9 protein-coding genes are annotated in these 17853 nt (G+C 33.7%); 4 read left to right on the top strand and 5 right to left on the bottom strand.

Annotated elements, in window-relative coordinates; genetic code table 11:
• Positions 1-4: 4 nt before the first annotated feature.
• Together AC1DY0_RS04590 and AC1DY0_RS04595 are read right to left on the bottom strand one after the other, a co-directional pair.
• Positions 5-3265, bottom strand: coding sequence for a VCBS repeat-containing protein (locus AC1DY0_RS04590; RefSeq protein ID WP_477187487.1), 3261 nt, complete (start codon positions 3263-3265; stop codon positions 5-7).
• Complete coding sequence (locus AC1DY0_RS04595) at positions 3258-6422, bottom strand: VCBS repeat-containing protein (protein ID WP_477187488.1); 3165 nt, start codon at positions 6420-6422, stop codon at positions 3258-3260. Before AC1DY0_RS04595 ends, AC1DY0_RS04590 begins: the two co-directional genes overlap by 8 nt.
• On the opposite strand from AC1DY0_RS04595, the gene AC1DY0_RS04600 reads away from it, so the two are divergent.
• Entirely contained in the window at positions 6409-6672 is a 264-nt protein-coding gene (locus tag AC1DY0_RS04600; protein ID WP_477187489.1) for a hypothetical protein, read from the top strand. The two genes, AC1DY0_RS04595 and AC1DY0_RS04600, sit on opposite strands and share 14 nt — an antisense overlap.
• A gap of 68 nt (positions 6673-6740) precedes the next feature.
• Here the strand turns inward: AC1DY0_RS04600 and AC1DY0_RS04605 are convergent, their stop codons facing one another.
• The 3 genes from AC1DY0_RS04605 to AC1DY0_RS04615 form a co-directional block, all read right to left on the bottom strand.
• A complete protein-coding gene (locus tag AC1DY0_RS04605; protein WP_477187490.1) occupies positions 6741-8270 on the bottom strand; it encodes a RagB/SusD family nutrient uptake outer membrane protein in 1530 nt (509 codons plus the stop codon).
• 11 nt (positions 8271-8281) lie between these two features.
• Positions 8282-11323: a SusC/RagA family TonB-linked outer membrane protein gene (locus AC1DY0_RS04610; RefSeq protein WP_477187491.1), complete on the bottom strand. Its 3042-nt coding sequence runs from the start codon at positions 11321-11323 to the stop codon at positions 8282-8284.
• Between the two features lie 474 nt (positions 11324-11797).
• Positions 11798-13804: a glycosyl hydrolase family 95 catalytic domain-containing protein gene (locus AC1DY0_RS04615; RefSeq protein ID WP_477187492.1), complete on the bottom strand. Its 2007-nt coding sequence runs from the start codon at positions 13802-13804 to the stop codon at positions 11798-11800.
• A 178-nt stretch (positions 13805-13982) separates the two neighbouring features.
• Here AC1DY0_RS04615 and AC1DY0_RS04620 point away from each other — a divergent pair, with 178 nt between their 5' ends.
• From AC1DY0_RS04620 to AC1DY0_RS04630, 3 genes are read left to right on the top strand one after another with little or no spacing between them, the layout of a single operon-like run.
• Positions 13983-15599 (top strand): glycoside hydrolase family 32 protein, encoded by a 1617-nt coding sequence (locus AC1DY0_RS04620; protein WP_477187493.1) that lies wholly within the window; start codon positions 13983-13985, stop codon positions 15597-15599.
• Between the two features lie 10 nt (positions 15600-15609).
• Positions 15610-16938 (top strand): sugar porter family MFS transporter, encoded by a 1329-nt coding sequence (locus tag AC1DY0_RS04625; RefSeq protein ID WP_477187494.1) that lies wholly within the window; start codon positions 15610-15612, stop codon positions 16936-16938.
• The gene (locus AC1DY0_RS04630; protein WP_477187495.1) at positions 16935-17843 is read left to right on the top strand and encodes a carbohydrate kinase family protein; all 909 of its coding nucleotides are present in this window, start codon (positions 16935-16937) and stop codon (positions 17841-17843) included. The genes AC1DY0_RS04625 and AC1DY0_RS04630 overlap by 4 nt, the downstream gene beginning before the upstream one ends.
• Positions 17844-17853 lie beyond the last annotated feature (10 nt).

The following is a 17853-nucleotide window of genomic DNA, read 5'->3' on the forward strand; positions in this document are numbered from 1 at the left end:
TTTGTTAATTAGAGCTCATCGGTAATTCATAAACCTCAGCTTTTTTATTATTTATGGTAACCAATAAATATTTTTTACCATTAAAATGAATAATATTCAAATGTCTTACCGCTTTTTGAGTCAAGTCAATGCCTATTTGATTTCCTAAGAATATTGTTTTCTCATTTTTGATTAAAGCTCCAGAGAATCCGTCAAATCGACTGTGATAAGGTGTAACTCCAAAATAATTTCCAGCGGCAAAAACTTCTTCCTTTGCATCGTTATCAAAATTGGATTTCACAAAACTTGTAATAGGCGACACTTGCATCTTATTAGTAAACGGAACGAATGTAAATTTCCCATTATCATTTTTTAAATAACCAGATTTCAAGTTATGTACTTCATATAATTTCCCTTTTTCTAGCATTCCCATATCGAAAACTTCTTCAAGTGGTTTTCCTGCAAAAGATTTGTAGCTATTGAATTTCTTTTTCAGCAAACCGCTAAATTCTTCCACCAATTCATCCAGTCCCAATATTGTATAATATTTTCCATCTTTTTCTTTTGCAACAATGGTTTCATAAGTTCCATTTTTATCAAAATCATCGTAATACATTTTCATCGGAAATTCTTGAGAAGCTTTAAACTTAGAATTCATTCCCCAGTTTCCTACCAAATAATCTTGATCTCCATCATTATCAATATCAAATGGAATAATTGATTGATATAGTCCGTTACTTTTTTCAGGAAAAACAGTTTCCGTTACATTAACAAATTTTCCATTTTTATTAGCAAAAAAGGTAGGTTTCATCCATTCACCAACAACGATTAAGTCAACTTTACCATCTTTGTTAAAATCACTAAAAATGACATCGGTAACCATTCCAATTCCTTCAAATGTTTTCGCTTCCGCTAATGAAAATATCCCTTTATTGTTTTTTAGCAAATAGCAGTCTGACGTACTTCCAAATCTATTATTTAGCGAATTATTGCCAACAAATAAATCTAAATCTCCATCCTTATCATAATCAAAAGCTTTTACTACTGATGCGTTTTGGGAAAGTTCAGGCAAAACTGAATTCACCAATTGATTTCCTTTGGCAACATACAATCGATCTTGTAAATTTGAAGCATTTTCTCCACCTCCAGAAGCCACGAACAAATCATTTATTTTGTCGTTGTTAAAATCTCCAATTACAGCAGAAGCATCTTCAAAAACAGAATCTTTTTCAATTTCAGCATACCCTTTTTTAGAAAACCCATTCGCATTTTGAATATAAATTGCTGATTTTTTTCCTTTGGATCCGCCAAAAAAGATATCTTCTTTGCCATCCCCATTTAGGTCTCCAATTGTTGTTGCAGGTCCTCTATCGGAACGTCCATAAGGAATTAGTTTTTGGTACACAAAATCAATATAATCATTCTCTTGATGCGTAAAATCAATACCTAATCCTGTTTCAACTTTCTTGAAAACAGGAATAACAGCTGGATGTAATTTTTGATAATCAAATGCTTTTCTGTTGGCATTTGCCTTTATAGTCAAAGTTTGATTACACTTAACATTTTTCAACGTCTGATACGTTTTATCAGGCCAAACTACTACTATAGAATCAATAGCTTCAATTTTTCCATATCCAAAATGAAGCATTGGTTCTGATGACGATTGAAAACCTCTAGTCGTTTGTAATTCTTTAAATTGCTTTTTCCCTTTTGAATAAGAAATTACTTTAGCTCCAATTCCATAAATATTTTTACCCGCGAATTGAAGTTTTACTTTTAAATAATGAGCTTTGTTATTCGTTTGATTAATATAAACCGATGCAATCTCGTTGATGTTATTCGTTACCACATCCAAATCTCCGTCATTGTCTAAATCTGCGTAACCACTTCCATTTGAAATAATGGAATCATTCTCAATCCATTGATTTGATTTATTTATAAATTGAAGATCTGCCGCTCCTTCAAAAACATAATTGGTCACGTTCCCTTTTGGCATCTTTTTCAATGCCTCTTTGTCTAATAATTTCGTCGAGCTGATTTTTCTTTTGACTTGTTCATTCGAAAAGTATTTCACATAATCCAAATCATTTGGCCGTTTTGGAATTCCATTGCATACAAATATATCCTGCTCTCCATCTTGATTGTAATCAGCAAATAAGGCACTCCAACTCCAATCGGTTGCAGCCACTCCGCTCAACAAGGCCATTTCTGTAAAATGTTGCCCTCCTTGGTTTATTTGCAGCATATTTCGGGTATACTGATTATGATACCCATATTTCTCAGTTCTTAATTTCAACATTTGAACATTATCGTCTCCTAAAGATGATTTTAAAACTTTCTCGTCTTCGGGAAGCATATCCAATGACATTATATCTGGAAACCCATCATGATTTATATCAGCGACATCAACACCCATCGAAAACCTGCTTGTATGCCCAAAATAACTTTTCAAACTTTCTGTAAAAGTCCCATCTCCATTATTGAGGTAATAATAATCATCTTCGTGAAAATCATTCCCTATATAAATATCTGGGTAACCATCTAAATTAAAATCAGAAACAGCAATGCCTAATCCATATCCATTGGCCCCGCCAAAAATTCCAGCTTGAGCGCTTATATCAACAAATTTTCCATTATCGTTTCTAAACAATTTATCGCCGCATTCATAGTTTCTATTATTTCTAATATTGGCATTCCCAAAAGACAACTCCGAATGTACTGCGTGATTTAACAAATACATATCCAAATCACCATCCAAATCATAATCAAAAAAAGCTACCGATGTGCTGTAATTATCGAGATCCAAACCATACTCAGCTGCGCTTTCGGTAAATGTGTTGTTTTTATTGTTAATAAACAACTCATTATGGCCTTCAAAACCATTGATTCCAACAACAGCACATACATAAATATCAAGATAGCCATCTCCATTTACATCTGCCATCACCGTTCCTGTATTCCAATCGCTTTCACCTTCAACTCCTGCTTTCTCAGATATATCTTCGTATTTATTATTGCCTTTATTGAGATACAATTTATTTTTTCCTTGGTTTGATGTAAAATAAATATCAACCAAGCCGTCATTATTAACATCTCCCAAGGCAACACCTCCACCATTGTAATAATAGAGGTAATCTAAAATGGAAATTTTTTTTGAATCTAATAATTCATTTTTAAAAGTAATATTGCTAGTGGTAGAATCTAATTTTTCGAACAAACGATCTTGTTTTTCCGAACAACTTAACAAAAGCAATGCAACTAATCCTAAACTATAAAACTTATTCATTGCTCTTAAATATTTTTGGGGCATTATCATTTGTAACTGTAAGTATTAAAACTCCTTTGTTTTTATTCTTCAAAGTCTGAATGTGCTTGATTTCTCCTTTCAAAAAGAAACCAGATTGATTATAAGGTAACCAAGAATAAGAACCCGATTTACTTCCTAAAAGCACACTTCCACAATTGGCATCCATTCTTCCAAATTGAGGCTTAAATTCATATTGATTACCTCCAAGAACAAGATCTGGGATCCCATCTTTATTTGCATCTGTTACGCAAATAGTATTAACACACGAGAACTGAACCTCTTTTGGAAGTGCCTTAACCTGAAAATTGCCATTTCCTTTATTGATCGCAATTACACTTTGCTGAATCGTTGCGGTTTTCTGAATGGAATTATCAACTACGTCTTGAGCGAATATTTCTTGAAATGATTTTTTTGAATAGTCAGCATAACTCAAATTTTTCTTTTTTATGGAAGGAATTTGGCCTGCTAATTCTTTTTTCAAATGCAAAGGCATATCTTTTCCATCGATAGAGCGTGTTGTAATTTGTTCAATGGTCCCGTTATTATCAAAATCATTGACAAACATTCTCATTGGATTTTTCTCGGAAGCTTTATATGAAGTATTGGTTCCTTTGTTTCCTAAAACTAGATCTTTCTTGCCATCATTATTTATATCAACGCAACTTACTGCGTTCCAAAAACCACTTAAATTGGTAAGATTAGATTTAAAATCAACCAAACGGCGACCCGTATTTTTGAATATTCGAGGAGCCATCCAATCACCAACCACAATTAAATCTTTTTTCCCATCGTTGTCAATATCTTCCCAAACGGCATCGGTAATCATTCCCACCTCATTCAGTTTGAATGCTTTTTTATCGGTAGCGTTAGTAAAATTCCCTTTCCCATCATTTTCCAGAAATAATTGTTTTGGGTCAATTCCATATACTCCTGGCACACTCCTACTTCCCACAAAAACATCCAAATCTCCATCATTGTCATAATCACAGTCAGCAATTACAGAAACGTTATTATTGGTAGTTGGAATAGTCGTTTTGCTTTTTGTAAAAACTCCCTTTCCATTATTCAAATACAAACGGTTTTTATAATTTCCCTGATCCGCTTTTTCGTTCCCACCAGAACCTACCATTAAATCTTGATCTCCATCATTATCTGCATCAAAAAAACTCGCTGCAGTATCTTCATAATTGGCATCGGCATTCAAATCATTTTGTTTAGTAATCGAAAAAGTATCGTTGCCTTTATTTAAATAAATATTCCCTGACATCCCTTTCGCTCCGCCAATAAAAACATCATCATTCCCATCACCATTAATATCGGCTACGGCAAGTGAAGGTCCTTCTTGAGAAAGCATTTTCGAAATCAAACCTTCGTAATCAAAATCAATGTAGTCATTCTCTTTGTGTGCCAAAAATGAGCTTGGTTTTTCCGAAAACAACGATTTTACATTCTGTTTTTTGAAAGTATAATTTAAAGTTGCATCTGCAATATTCAAATTAACAGTCGAATTATTAGCCACTTTTTTAATGGTTTGATATTTACCGTTTGGCCATATTACTTGTAGAGAATCTATTTTTTTGGTTCCAATTCCAAAAGTCATCACATAATCTATTGAAGATTGAAAACCTCTGGAAGGAATTAATTCTTGCCTTAAGGTTTCTTTCCCAGAAAATAATTCGACAACACTTCCAATAGCAAATTTATTCTGGTTATCGCCTTTCAATTTCACTTTTATAAAATGATTGTCTTTGTTTTTCTCGGAATTATTTTGAAAAACAAAAGCCTCTTGATTAACATTATTTACGATTAAATCAAGGTCGCCATCATTGTCCAAATCACCATAAGCTGCTCCATTTGAAAAACTAGGCGTATCCAATCCCCAATTAGTAATTTCATTGGTAAAAGTTAAATCTTTATTATTTTTAAAAGCATAGTTTGGTATTGGAGTACTTGGCATTTTACCAATAATATTTTCCATTTGTTCTTTCTTGCCAGTAACTGCCATTCTTTGAATTATCCCATTGGCAAAAAAATCCATAAAATCCTGATTCGTCAAATCATTATTAATTCCATTACAAACATAAATATCTTTATACCCATCATTATCCATATCAAATATCAAGGCACCCCAACTCCAGTCGGTTTTGGCAACTCCAGCATAATTCGCGATTTCAAGAAATTGATTATTTCCATTATTCAACTGCAAAGTATTTTGCATGTATTGATAGAAAAAATCCAAATTTAATTTTCGGGTAAATAAATCGTAGTTATCAAAACTTGTTGTGGTTTTCAAACGCTCATCACCTTCAGGTAACATATCGGTAACAAAAATATCCGGCTCCCCGTCATTATTTATATCAGCCATATCAGCCCCCATGGAAGACTGACTTGTATACGATGCCCAACCCTGTATTTGCTCACTAAAAGTTCCATTTTTATTATTGATGTACAAATAATCGCGTTCGTAAAAGTCATTTGAAATATAAATATCTGGGTACAAATCTCCATTAACATCACCTATTGTCACACCGAGTCCAAAACCGATAAGGCTTCCATAAATACCCGCAGCTTCGCTTACGTCTATAAATTTTCCATTATCATTACGCATCAATTTATCGCCACCGCCTTTTAAAATATCGCTAACCGCCCAATCTTTATCTCTTAATTCTCTTTTATTGGAATAATTAAGACTGCTTACAGGAATAAAACTATTATTTAAAATATAAACATCTAAGTCACCGTCCTTATCATAATCAAAAAAAGCAGCATGAGTCGTAATACCGGTATCGGCAAGATTGTACTCAGCGGCTTTTTCAGTAAAAGTCAGGTTTCCGTTATTGATAAATAATTCGCTTTTTCTTTTTGCATCAATACCATTTCCAGCATTGCAAACAAAAATATCCAATAATCCATCCCCATTGATATCGATCATTTCGACACCAGTAGACCAAGATTTGGAGATTACAATTCCTGAGGATTTAGAAATATCTTCAAACTTAAAATTCCCTTTATTGAGGTACAATTTGTTCTCCCCTAAATTGGAAGTAAAAAAAACATCAGATAAACCATCATTGTTAATGTCCCCAATAGCTACCCCCCCACCATTATAAAAATTTCGGTATTTGAAAATATTCATGTTTTTTCCATTCTTAACTTCATTAACAAAATTAATTCCGGTTTTTGAAGATTCAAGTTTGGTAAATAAACTGTTTTCATTAGCGCTATTTTCTTTGGAACAATTAGAAAAAATAATAATAAAAAGAGAAAATAGGACAACTCGATTGCGCATAGTATTTGGTAGTATTTGGTTAGGGAATTGGCTCTGTTATTACGGTGTAAAATATACAATAATTAGTAATAAAAAAGCAAAAAATATAAAAAATTAAATAAATAAAGAGGGTAATAAATTACCCTCTTTATAACTAACTCAAAACAAAATGAAGTAAAAAAATTATTAATATCCAGGGTTCTGTTTAGCATTTTTATTAAACAATGCCTCCGCCGGAATTGGATATAATGCATATTTTGGATCTGAAGCGATTGGCTTTAACTCTCTAGGTGCCAAAAACTTTTCAAAACGAATCATATCATTTCTTCTCCATCCTTCATACCATAATTCTTTTCCTCTTTCTAGATAAATACCATCTAAAGTTGCTGGAGTAGATCCTGCTGGTAATTTAGCTCTGACATCAATTTCATTAAGAATAGTTGTTGCTACTGCAGCTCCTCCTGTACCACCTCTTAAGGCTGCTTCGGCTTTCATTAACAAAGCATCAGAATAACGCATCAATACATAATCATTTTCTGGATTTCCTAAATTGGCGTTATCCGGTTCGTATTTTTGAGTACGGATACCTGCAGTTTCCAAAGTAGGCCCACTAGTAATCATTGTTAACTCTTTAGTATAAAACAATGGATTTCCTTTTCTGTCTTTCAAAGGAATAACCCCACCTGGAGCATACATTTGCCCATATTGGAAACCAATTGGATTACCAAAATTAGCTATAATTGACGGGGAAGTGTGTTGTCTACGATCATCTGCTGCATCAAATCTGTTATAATACTCAGCCACTGTAGCAAAACCGTTCCAACCTCCTGGAGTTTGATTGTAGTGCATACCCATTCTCCATCTTGATTGTATTCCTCCACCTGAACCTAACACATTTTTAGAAGAAAATATAATCTCATTTGAAGTATTGTTTGTCGGGGCAAAATTACTCCAATAGTCAGTTGCCAAGCCACTTGAAGTGATTGCATCAACATGTGAAATTACCTTATTCATATCTGCGGCATCAAAAGTGTATGGTCCTGCAGCATTCTCTGCATTAAATACAGCTTTATTCAAATACAATTTAGCTAACAAAAAATGTGCTGCATCGGCATTTGCTATACTAGCTTCATTTGGATTACGGGCTGGCAATAAACCTACTATAGCTTCTAATTCACTTATAACAAAAGCGGTCGCCTCTTTTCTTGTCCAATATTTAGGATCATCCGTGATTGCAGAACCCTCCTCTCTATAAGGTGCCTGACCGAAGAAATCAATTACATTGTAATAATAGAAAGCTCTTAGAAAACGGGCTTGTGTTTTTTGAGAATTAGTCGCTTGGTTGTAAATAACAAGATTACAGTTGTACACATTCGTCAATAAAGAATTCCAAGCATTTCTAACTTCAATATTATCCGCTCCCCACGTGTGAACGTGAAATTGTCTCCATTTTGCGTTATCATCCCAGTCACCCCCTCTTGTAGGGCCAACTAATCCGTCACCAGACATTTCCTGTAATGTAAACATTTTGTCCTGGTCCTGAAATCCTCTTAATCCTTCATAAGCGGACTGCAAAAAGCTACCAGTATTCACATTTCCTCCATCACCACTTGTAACGAAACCATCTAAAACTTCTTCATCTAAATTTGTACAACTCACACCAAAAGCGATTGTACCAATAAAAAAGATGCTTTTAATTATATTTATTCTTTTCATTGTTTTCTTAATTAAAATGTTACACTAACTCCTACAGAAACACTCTTGTCTTTTGGATATGATAAATAATCCATACCTGCAGAAGGAACTCCATTAAGAGCTTTGTCAGTATTTACCTCTGGGTCAAATCCGGAATAGTTTGTGATTACAAATAAGTTTTCACCACTAACAAATAAACGCGCAGAACTTAATTTTATTTTATCCATAAAAGCCCCTTTGAAGGTGTATCCAACTGTTAAATTGCCCATTCTCAAGAAGTCCCCACTCTCTAAATATTTAGTAGATGGTGAGTTAGGATCACTTCCGTTTTGAGGAGAACTTGCTACTTCAGGAGTTACGTTTCTACCTCCATACAATGCACTTTTGAAAAAGTAAGCATTTGCCGTGTTATTATATAAATAATGGCCAAAAGCACCATAGAATGACATTCCTACATCTAAACTTTTGTAAGAAAAGGAAGTTGAAAAGCCAAGATTAATTTTTGGCAAAGGTTGTTTATCTAATAATTTTTTATCAGCATTTCCTAAGCCAGTATCCGATCCATCTGAAGCTGCATAAATAGAATTACCTGCTGCATCATACCCTCTAAATTCATATAGAAAGTAAGTATATAATGGATAACCATCTTTTATAATTTCAGCATTAGCTCCAGACAAACCTTGTCCATTAATACCTCCTGCCAATAAAGAAACAGAACCAAAGTTTGTCATTTTATTTTTCAAAAAGGCAGCATTTGCAGCAACGTTCCAAGACATATCCTGGCTGTCGATAATTTTATAATTTAATGACACCTCAATACCATCATTGATTAAATTACCTGGTAAATTAACACTTCTGTTTGAAGCGGGACCCGGTTGCGTTGAAGCTTGAGGTACTGGTGCAATTAAATCTTGGGTATCTCTTTTGTAGTAATCCAACGAACCTGACAAACGATTATTTAAAAATTCAAAATCAATTCCAACTCCATACGAAGTAGTAGTTTCCCAACGTAACTTGTTATTTGCACCAGATACAGTTTGTGGAGAACCACCATTTCCATAATTAGATTTTGAAACAGCTGAGTTCACAGGAAATTCTTGATTTCCAGTAATACCCCAGTTTCCTCTTACTTTAATATCATTTAAAGCTCCTTCTTTATTGTTTATAATTTTATATGCTGCACCAGCTGCTGGAAAATAACCCCATTTGTTATCTTCTCCAAGTTTTGTTGATCCATCCGCACGAATTGACCCATTTACAATTAAATTTTTGTACAATGTAACTTCAGCTTTAGCAAAATAAGATTGCAATTCAATTCTGTTTTTGAAAGAAGTATTTCTAAACTCCTGAGCAATACCCCCTTGAATATTATCAACAATCAAAGTTTGTTCCGGCACAAAACCAATACCTCTTGCGCTAAAGCCTTCTGTATCATAAGAATAATATGAAAAACCGCCCAATGCATTAAGAGATACATTGTCACTAAATTTATTATCGTAAGTCAATGTATGTTCTATTGTTTTATTGAACTTGCTTACACCGGATATTTCACCCATTCCTCTTTTATCAACACCTCCATTTGCAGCATCATTCTTCTTTAAATCCACACTATTAATATAAATAGTAGGCAATATTTGACGTTTTCTTGTAGAATTCGATGACTCAATTCCAAATAAGAATTTATATTTGAAATGATTTCCTAGTTTTAATGTTGCGGCAATGCTTCCAAGAACTTTGTTTGTTTGAGTATGGTCATCATAGGCATCTAACAATTGAACTGGATTCAAATAATCGTCAGCACCATATTTATATTCATCCTCCGGTGTCGATGGATCATCTGCTACATATCCTGGATTGTAATATCCATCAGGCGAATCATCATAAATAGGATTCGTTGGATTCCAATACAAAGCCGTACCTATCAAATTCCCGATAAAACCAGCATCATTACTAAGTAAAGTAGTTTGATCTTTAAGTCCTGCATATAATAAATTAGTATCAACCTTAAGTACACCACCAAAAAAATCATTTGAATTTGCAAATGAAGCGGTATATTTATCTATACCTGTGTTTTTTACAATCCCATCTGTTGAACTGGCGCCTAAAGAGAATCTTGTATTAGAATTCTCAGTTCCACTACTAATGGATAAATCATTATTAGAAGTAAATCCGTTTCTCAAAATAGCATCTTCCCAATTGTAAGATCTTGATCCTGTATCTGGACCTCCAGCAGCAACAAATTCATCACCGTTTAACAATTTAAAATCTCCCGACATAGTACTGAATCTAACAGAAGAATTGAATGTCAATGTAGGAGCTTTTGTTTTCGATTTTTTGGTTGTAATTACAATTACACCATTAGCTCCGCGAGATCCATAAATTGCAGTAGAAGAAGCATCCTTCAAAACAGAAATACTTTCAATATCATTTTGATTAATGAAATTCAAAGGATTTCTAGCAGAAGACGCACCTAGATCCGCAATAGTAGCTCCTGCAGAAGAAACTTCTCCCCCATCTAATGGAACACCATCTACAACATATAATGGATTATTTCCAGAACGAATAGATGAGTTACCTCTAATTCTTACTGTAACACCAGCTCCTGGTTCACCACTAGTTTGCGTTACTTGTACCCCAGATACTTTTCCTCTCAATAATTCTGATGGAGAAGTCGCTGATATGTTGTCAAATTGTTTTGAACTTAACATATCGACAGCGCCAGTAGCATCTTTCTTTTTTACTGAACCATAACCTACTACAATAACTTCATTCAATTGGCTTTGATCTTGTGCCATCTTTACATTTATAGTGCTTTTACCCCCAACACCTACTTCCTGAGTTTTAAGACCAATGTAAGTAAAAACTAAGACTGCGTCTGAACCCACATTCTTAATTGTAAATTTTCCATCAAAATCAGTTTGTGTCTCCGTTTTTGTTCCTTTTACTAATATCGAAACCCCAGGGAGTGGGCCACTCGCATCAGTCACCAGTCCTGATACATCTTGCGAATATATCAAGCTAGTACATAGCATGGTTATGAAAACCATTAAGCCTTTTTGTAGACTATTTTTCATACGTAATAAATAAGTTAGTTAATAATTTGGTTATTTGTTTAAAATATAAAATCAAACATAGTTATTTTATTAAGAAAATTTTAAGAAAAACAAAACTATAACGTTGTAGTAAGACCGAAAACGTTTTCGATTTCGAAAAATGAGTGTTAAAATTTTAAGAAATAAAAATATATAATGAAATAAAAAAGTGTAAAAAAAACATATTTAATTATTTTTTATCATTTTAATTACAAAAATCAAAATACAAGAAATAAACAATCTGGTTTTAAACGTAATTACCTACAAAAAAGGCAAGTCTCAAATTTATTCTTAAATAAAACATAAAAACCTATTGTTAGCTTATTAAAAAACTAACATTCTAAAGTAAAACAAATAAAAATTACAAACTTTTAGGCATAAAAAAACCACAAACATTAAGACAACATTTTCTCTTCAAATGCAACTTTAATGTTTGTGGTTATGGCAATAAAATTATTATTTTATTGTAATTGTTCTATTATCAGGACCAATACCTTTTATTGTTAAAGATTTCCATTGTTTAGGCAAAAGTCCTTTATTATACTGCAATCCCTTATCTGTCTGTTCCACCCCTCCAAAACCATAAATAACAGCTTGAAGCATCGCACCAGCACCAGTTGCAAAATAAGGATTACTACTATTTGCAGATTCAGAGAATACTCCAAATGGAGGACGACTATTAGGCAAATACGATTTCACAAAATACGAATATGCTTTCTCCTTGTCACCTAATCTTGCATACAAAACTGATAATACTCCCGATGCCATCGCTGGACCATCTTTTTTATCAATTTTTTCAGTGTAATACTCTAAGTCTTTTTCGATTTGTTTTCTATCTGTAATAACATGCAGAGGGTAAGCCAATAAATTCACATCAGCTTGTTTAATCATTTGCCCTTTATATCCTTTATAGTTTTGGGTTACCCCATTTTCCGAATGAATGATTAACTTACTTGAAACCTCCAACCACATTGGATTTATAGGCTCATACAAAATCGTGGCCGCCTTAATTGTATTTTTCAAAGCTTCTATAGCCGAAGCATTAGTAAACGCATTATCGTCCACATGCTGTGCATACTCATCAGCGCCAACAACATTTAGAATGGAATAACTACCATCTTCATTTTTGATAACACGGCTTACCCAAAAATCAGCAGTTTCCTTAAGAACTTTGTAGTTTTCTTTTAACCAAGTTTTATCTTGAGTGTAAGAGTAGTAATTCCAGAAAGCAATAGACACATCTGCAGTAATATGTTGCTCAAAAATTCCAGTCAAAGCCCAAGTTGGAGTGGCCTCCTCACCTGTATCATCCGATTCCCAAGGATACATTGCTCCCCTGTAACCATAAATAGTTGCTTTTTGCTTGGCTTTTTCCAAACGATCGAAGCGATAATCCAAACATGATTTGGCCATATCAGGCTGTAATGCCAAAAGCGTAGGATACATCCAAAGTTCACTATCCCAAAAAATATGTCCATTATAACCTTGAGAAGACAACCCCATAGGAGCTATACTCTGTCTTGTTTCTGGACGATTGTAGGAGTACAAATTAAACAATGCGAATCGAACTCGCTGTTGTGCATCCAAATCCCCTTCTATTTGAATGTCTCCTGTATTCCACAATTCGTTCCAAGCCTGTTTATGGCGATTCAGTAAATTATCAATTCCCTGTTGAAGGGCATAAATAGGCTGTCTTTCCGATTCGTTCAATGGATCACTAAAATCTTTTGAAGTACAAATTCCGCCAGCAATAGCAAATCGATATTGCTTTCCTTTTAATAATTTTTTCGAAAAGCCCACTTCATTCCCAGTTTGCTTCAACTCTTCTTTTTCCCCATCAAATAAAAAAGTCGTAGCAGCTGAAACGGTGTATTTGCCAGTCAAAGTTTTAGCAGTTGTCCCAAAAACAGGCATCAAATACTGATTGTCTTTCAACACTCGAAACTGACTTTTTGTATCCTTTAATTCATTAGGTACCGTCATGTAATTAGTAGTTGTAATTTCAATGTCGCTTTTTGGGACAATAGTAACAATTGCCATAGCTGAATAAGGCACAGCCCTATTGGCCAAAATTGTATAATTGATAGTCGCTAAATCTTTAAACGAAAACGAAGTGGTAGTCGTTCCTTCTTTCATATTGACAATCTGACTCCAATTGGAAATATTATTCGATTGAATTTCCTGATTATCTATGCTCAGATGAAGGTTCAAAAACTCTATGCCACGCACTATTCTACTGATTCCATTTTCCGGACTACTGTCATAAACACCATTCAGTATAATTTCTTTGGTTTTAAGAGGAGTATCATCAGTAACAATACCGATTTTACCATTGGCCATTGCCACTCCAAAATAATTCTCTCTAGAATTAGCATACAAATGCCACTCATCTGATTTTTCTTGACCAAACATAACTGATCCAACCATGAGTACAAAAAACAATCCTTTTACTTTTGAAATCATATATCTTCTTTTTTTAGTTAATCAAACTTAAAACTTTTATTCTGTAACTAATTGAAATTTAAATCGAAAACGTTTTCGAGACTTCGAAAACGTTTTCGATTTTTATAATTAGACATAACTCAAAATTGAATCCTAATTTTATAATTCGTTATATTTTTAACTATAAAATAAAAAAGCAATGCAATTGAAACTCCATAGAGCATTATTCATTTTGGCGCTCAATCTAATTGCATTGTTGTTTTCTTGCAAAAAAGCAGAAGACAATAGCACAATAGCTATTGCTGCTACAGAAACAATCGCAATAGATTCCACTTTACCTTATAAAGACTCCTATCGCCCACAATTTCATTTTTCACCTGAAAAAAAATGGATGAATGACCCAAACGGCTTGATATTTTACAAAGGAACCTATCATTTATTTTACCAATATTTCCCTGGAGATATTGTTTGGGGACCTATGCATTGGGGACATGCAATTAGTACAGATTTAATCCATTGGAAACACAAAAAAATTGCCTTATTCCCAGACAAATTAGGATATATTTTCTCTGGAAGTGCAGTTGTTGACATCAATAACACTTCTGGACTTGGTACTATTGAAAATCCGCCTATGATTGCCATTTTTACCTATCACAATATGGAAATTGAAAAAGCAGGAAAAACAAACACCCAATCGCAAGGTTTGGCTTATAGCCTTGACGATGGAGAAACTTGGACAAAATATAAGGGCAATCCTATTATTGGCAATACCACTCTGAAAGATTTCAGAGATCCAAAAGTTTTTTGGAATTCAGAGACAAACCTTTGGAATTTGACTTTAGTTGCTGGTGATCATGCTCAATTTTATACTTCAAAAAACTTGATTAATTGGACTAAGGTTGGTCAATTTGGTAAAAATATTGGTGCGCATGGTGGCGTCTGGGAATGTCCCGATCTTTTTAAACTCCAAGTAGAAAATTCGAAAGAAGAAAAATGGGTCTTACTTATCAGTATCAATCCTGGAGCGCCAAATGGAGGTTCTGGAACACAATATTTCATAGGCAACTATGACGGCAAAAGCTTTAACACAAATCAAAAAGACATCAAGTGGATTGATTACGGAACGGATAATTATGCTGGGGTGACCTATAATAATACTCCAAATAACGAACGCATTTTTATTGGTTGGATGAGTAACTGGTTATATGCACGAAATACTCCAACAAAAAATTGGAGAAGTGCCATGACCTTACCCAGAAAACTTTCGTTAGAAAAAATAGGCAATAATTATGTTCTCAAAAACAGTCCAATCCGACAATTGAAATCAATTATAATTCCTGAATATTCAGAAGAATTATTGAACCTTCAAGCAAATAAAAAAATAGCTTTTGAGTACAATCATCTCAATCAATCTCAAATTGATTTTAAAGCTTTAACCAAAAATTTAAAATTGACGTTTTCAAATGAAGTCAATGATTCATTAGTTCTTATTTATGATCACAAAATAAATTCCTTTTCAATAGACAGAACACATTCCGGATTAGTCAATTTTGAAGCCGATTTTGGAAAATCAATTCACAAAACCAAGACACCAAATCTGACAACAGCAACTTTAGATTATCAAATCATTTTGGATTGGTCGTCAATAGAAATTTTCTTGAATGGCGGTTTCTATTCCTTTACGGAACAAATATTTCCTAATAAACCATATACCAAATTAAGCATACAATCAGATGAAAATCAAGAAATCAAAAACCTAAGTATTTCTAAAATAAAAGGCATTTGGGAAACAAGTTCTTCTACTAAAAATAATTAAAATTAAAAAAATGAACAACGTACAAAAATGGTCCATAACCGTAGCAGTTGCCGGGTTTTTATTTGGTTTTGACACTGTAGTAATATCAGGCGCCAACTTACCTATCAAAGAATTATGGCACACAACTCCACTATTTCATGGACTATTCATTATGTCTATGGCATTGTGGGGTACCGTTTTGGGAGCAATGTTCGGTGGCATTCCCTGTGACAAATGGGGAAGAAAAAAAACCTTGTTATGGATTGGAATCTTATTCTTAGTATCTGCATTAGGTTCGGCGTTGGCTCCCAATCCTTACGTTTTTTCTTTTTTTAGATTTATAGGAGGAATCGGAGTTGGAGCTTCTTCGGTAGCTGCACCTATTTATATCTCAGAAATTTCAAGTGCCAAAAACAGGGGGAAACTAGTTGCTCTTTTTCAATTCAATATTGTGTTTGGAATTCTGATTGCTTTTTTTTCCAATTATTTATTTGAAGGTTTTAGCGGTGCAAATGATTGGAGATGGATGATTGGAATTGTTGCATTACCAGCATTAATCTATAGTATCATTGTTTTTCAAATTCCAGATAGTCCACGTTGGTTAATTTTAAACAAAAAAGACGACGTTGCTGGATTAAAAGTCCTCGAAATGATTTATTCTAAAGAACAAGCTTTGGAAAATTTTAATGAAATCAAAAAGGATGTAGTCGACTCCAATGTAAAAGAAAAATTATTTACCAAAAAATACAAATGGCCAATTCTTTTAGCTTTCTTAATTGCTTTCTTTAACCAACTGTCCGGGATTAATTTCATTTTATACTATGCACCGGAAATTCTGGAAATGGCAGGATTAGGGTCGAAAGAGTCCCTGATGAATTCCATATTAATTGGCGCTATTAATCTTATTTTCACCATTATTGGCATGCGTTTAATTGATATTTTAGGTCGAAAACTATTAATGACTATCGGCAGTATTGGTTACATTTTTAGTTTACTCATAATCGCTTGGGCTTTCAATACTAATGCAGGACCTGTTGTATTATTGTCATCCATTCTTGTTTTTATCGCTTCGCATGCAATTGGTCAAGGTGCTGTAATTTGGGTCTTTATATCTGAAATATTCCCAAATACCGTTCGTGCTCGTGGTCAATCCTTCGGCACAAGTATTCATTGGATTTTTGCTGCATTAATAACTTTGCTTGGCCCCGTTGTTATCGATTTATTTCACGAAAACCCTTGGCCAATTTTTGCCTTTTTTGCATTCATGATGCTATTGCAATTGGTATTCGTTTTATTCATGATGCCTGAAACCAAAGGATTATCACTTGAAGAATTAGAACTAAAAATGATCACCGAATGAAAGTAACAAATCAAAAAATCAATGTACTATGTTTTGGAGAAGTTTTGTTTGACGTTTTTCCGACACATAAAAAAATTGGAGGGGCACCATTAAATGTTGCTATTCGACTAGCTTCTTTGGGAATACACTCTCAAATAATAAGCAGAATAGGAAATGATGAAATAGGGAAAGAATTGCTGCAATACATCAAAGACCATAAAGTAAATTCGGATTCCATACAAGTTGATAAAAATCTAAAAACAGGCCAAGTCATAGTACAATTGAACGATAAAGGCTCCGCTTCATACACCATTAATTATCCTGCCGCTTGGGATAAAATTATCGAAACTCCCGAAGATGAAATTATTGTAAAAAATGCTGATGCATTAGTTTTTGGCAGTCTTGTTTGTAGGGATAGTGCTTCGCAAAACACTTTGTTTGAATTAATAAATTATGCAAAATATACTGTTTTTGATGTCAATCTACGTGCTCCTTTTTACACTAAAGAATTACTTAATCATCTGATGCATGAAGCAGATTTTATAAAGTTCAATGATGATGAAATTTATGAAATAAGTGAATATCTACAATCACCTTTTCATTCATTGGAACAAAACATTCTTTTTATTGCCGAGCAAACCAATACCAAACATATTTGCGTAACCAAGGGTAGTCATGGAGCCGTTTTGTATTATAACAAACAATTCTATTACAATAGTGGTTACAAAATAAAAGTTGCCGATACTGTTGGGGCTGGCGATTCTTTTTTGGCAGGATTGTTAAGTAAATTATTAGCTGGAGAATCTCCTCAAAGCGCCATCGATTTTGCTTGTGCCATTGGAGCGTTAGTAGCACAAAAAGAAGGGGCCAATCCAAAAATCAACAAATCAACCATTGATTCTTTTATGAATCCAATTAAAAAATAAACAACAACTA

The organism is Flavobacterium sp. P1_E4 (genome assembly GCF_056405915.1).

Bases quoted from the DNA above. Each gene is read 5' to 3' on its own strand.
- AC1DY0_RS04590 (WP_477187487.1), bottom strand. From the start codon at position 3,265: ATGAATAAGTTTTATAGTTTAGGATTAGTTGCATTGCTTTTGTTAAGT.
- AC1DY0_RS04595 (WP_477187488.1), bottom strand. From the start codon at position 6,422: ATGAATATTTTCAAATACCGAAATTTTTATAATGGTGGGGGGGTAGCT.
- AC1DY0_RS04605 (WP_477187490.1), bottom strand. From the start codon at position 8,270: ATGAAAAGAATAAATATAATTAAAAGCATCTTTTTTATTGGTACAATC.
- AC1DY0_RS04610 (WP_477187491.1), bottom strand. From the start codon at position 11,323: ATGAAAAATAGTCTACAAAAAGGCTTAATGGTTTTCATAACCATGCTA.
- AC1DY0_RS04615 (WP_477187492.1), bottom strand. From the start codon at position 13,804: ATGATTTCAAAAGTAAAAGGATTGTTTTTTGTACTCATGGTTGGATCA.
- AC1DY0_RS04620 (WP_477187493.1), top strand. From the start codon at position 13,983: ATGCAATTGAAACTCCATAGAGCATTATTCATTTTGGCGCTCAATCTA.
- AC1DY0_RS04625 (WP_477187494.1), top strand. From the start codon at position 15,610: ATGAACAACGTACAAAAATGGTCCATAACCGTAGCAGTTGCCGGGTTT.
- AC1DY0_RS04630 (WP_477187495.1), top strand. From the start codon at position 16,935: ATGAAAGTAACAAATCAAAAAATCAATGTACTATGTTTTGGAGAAGTT.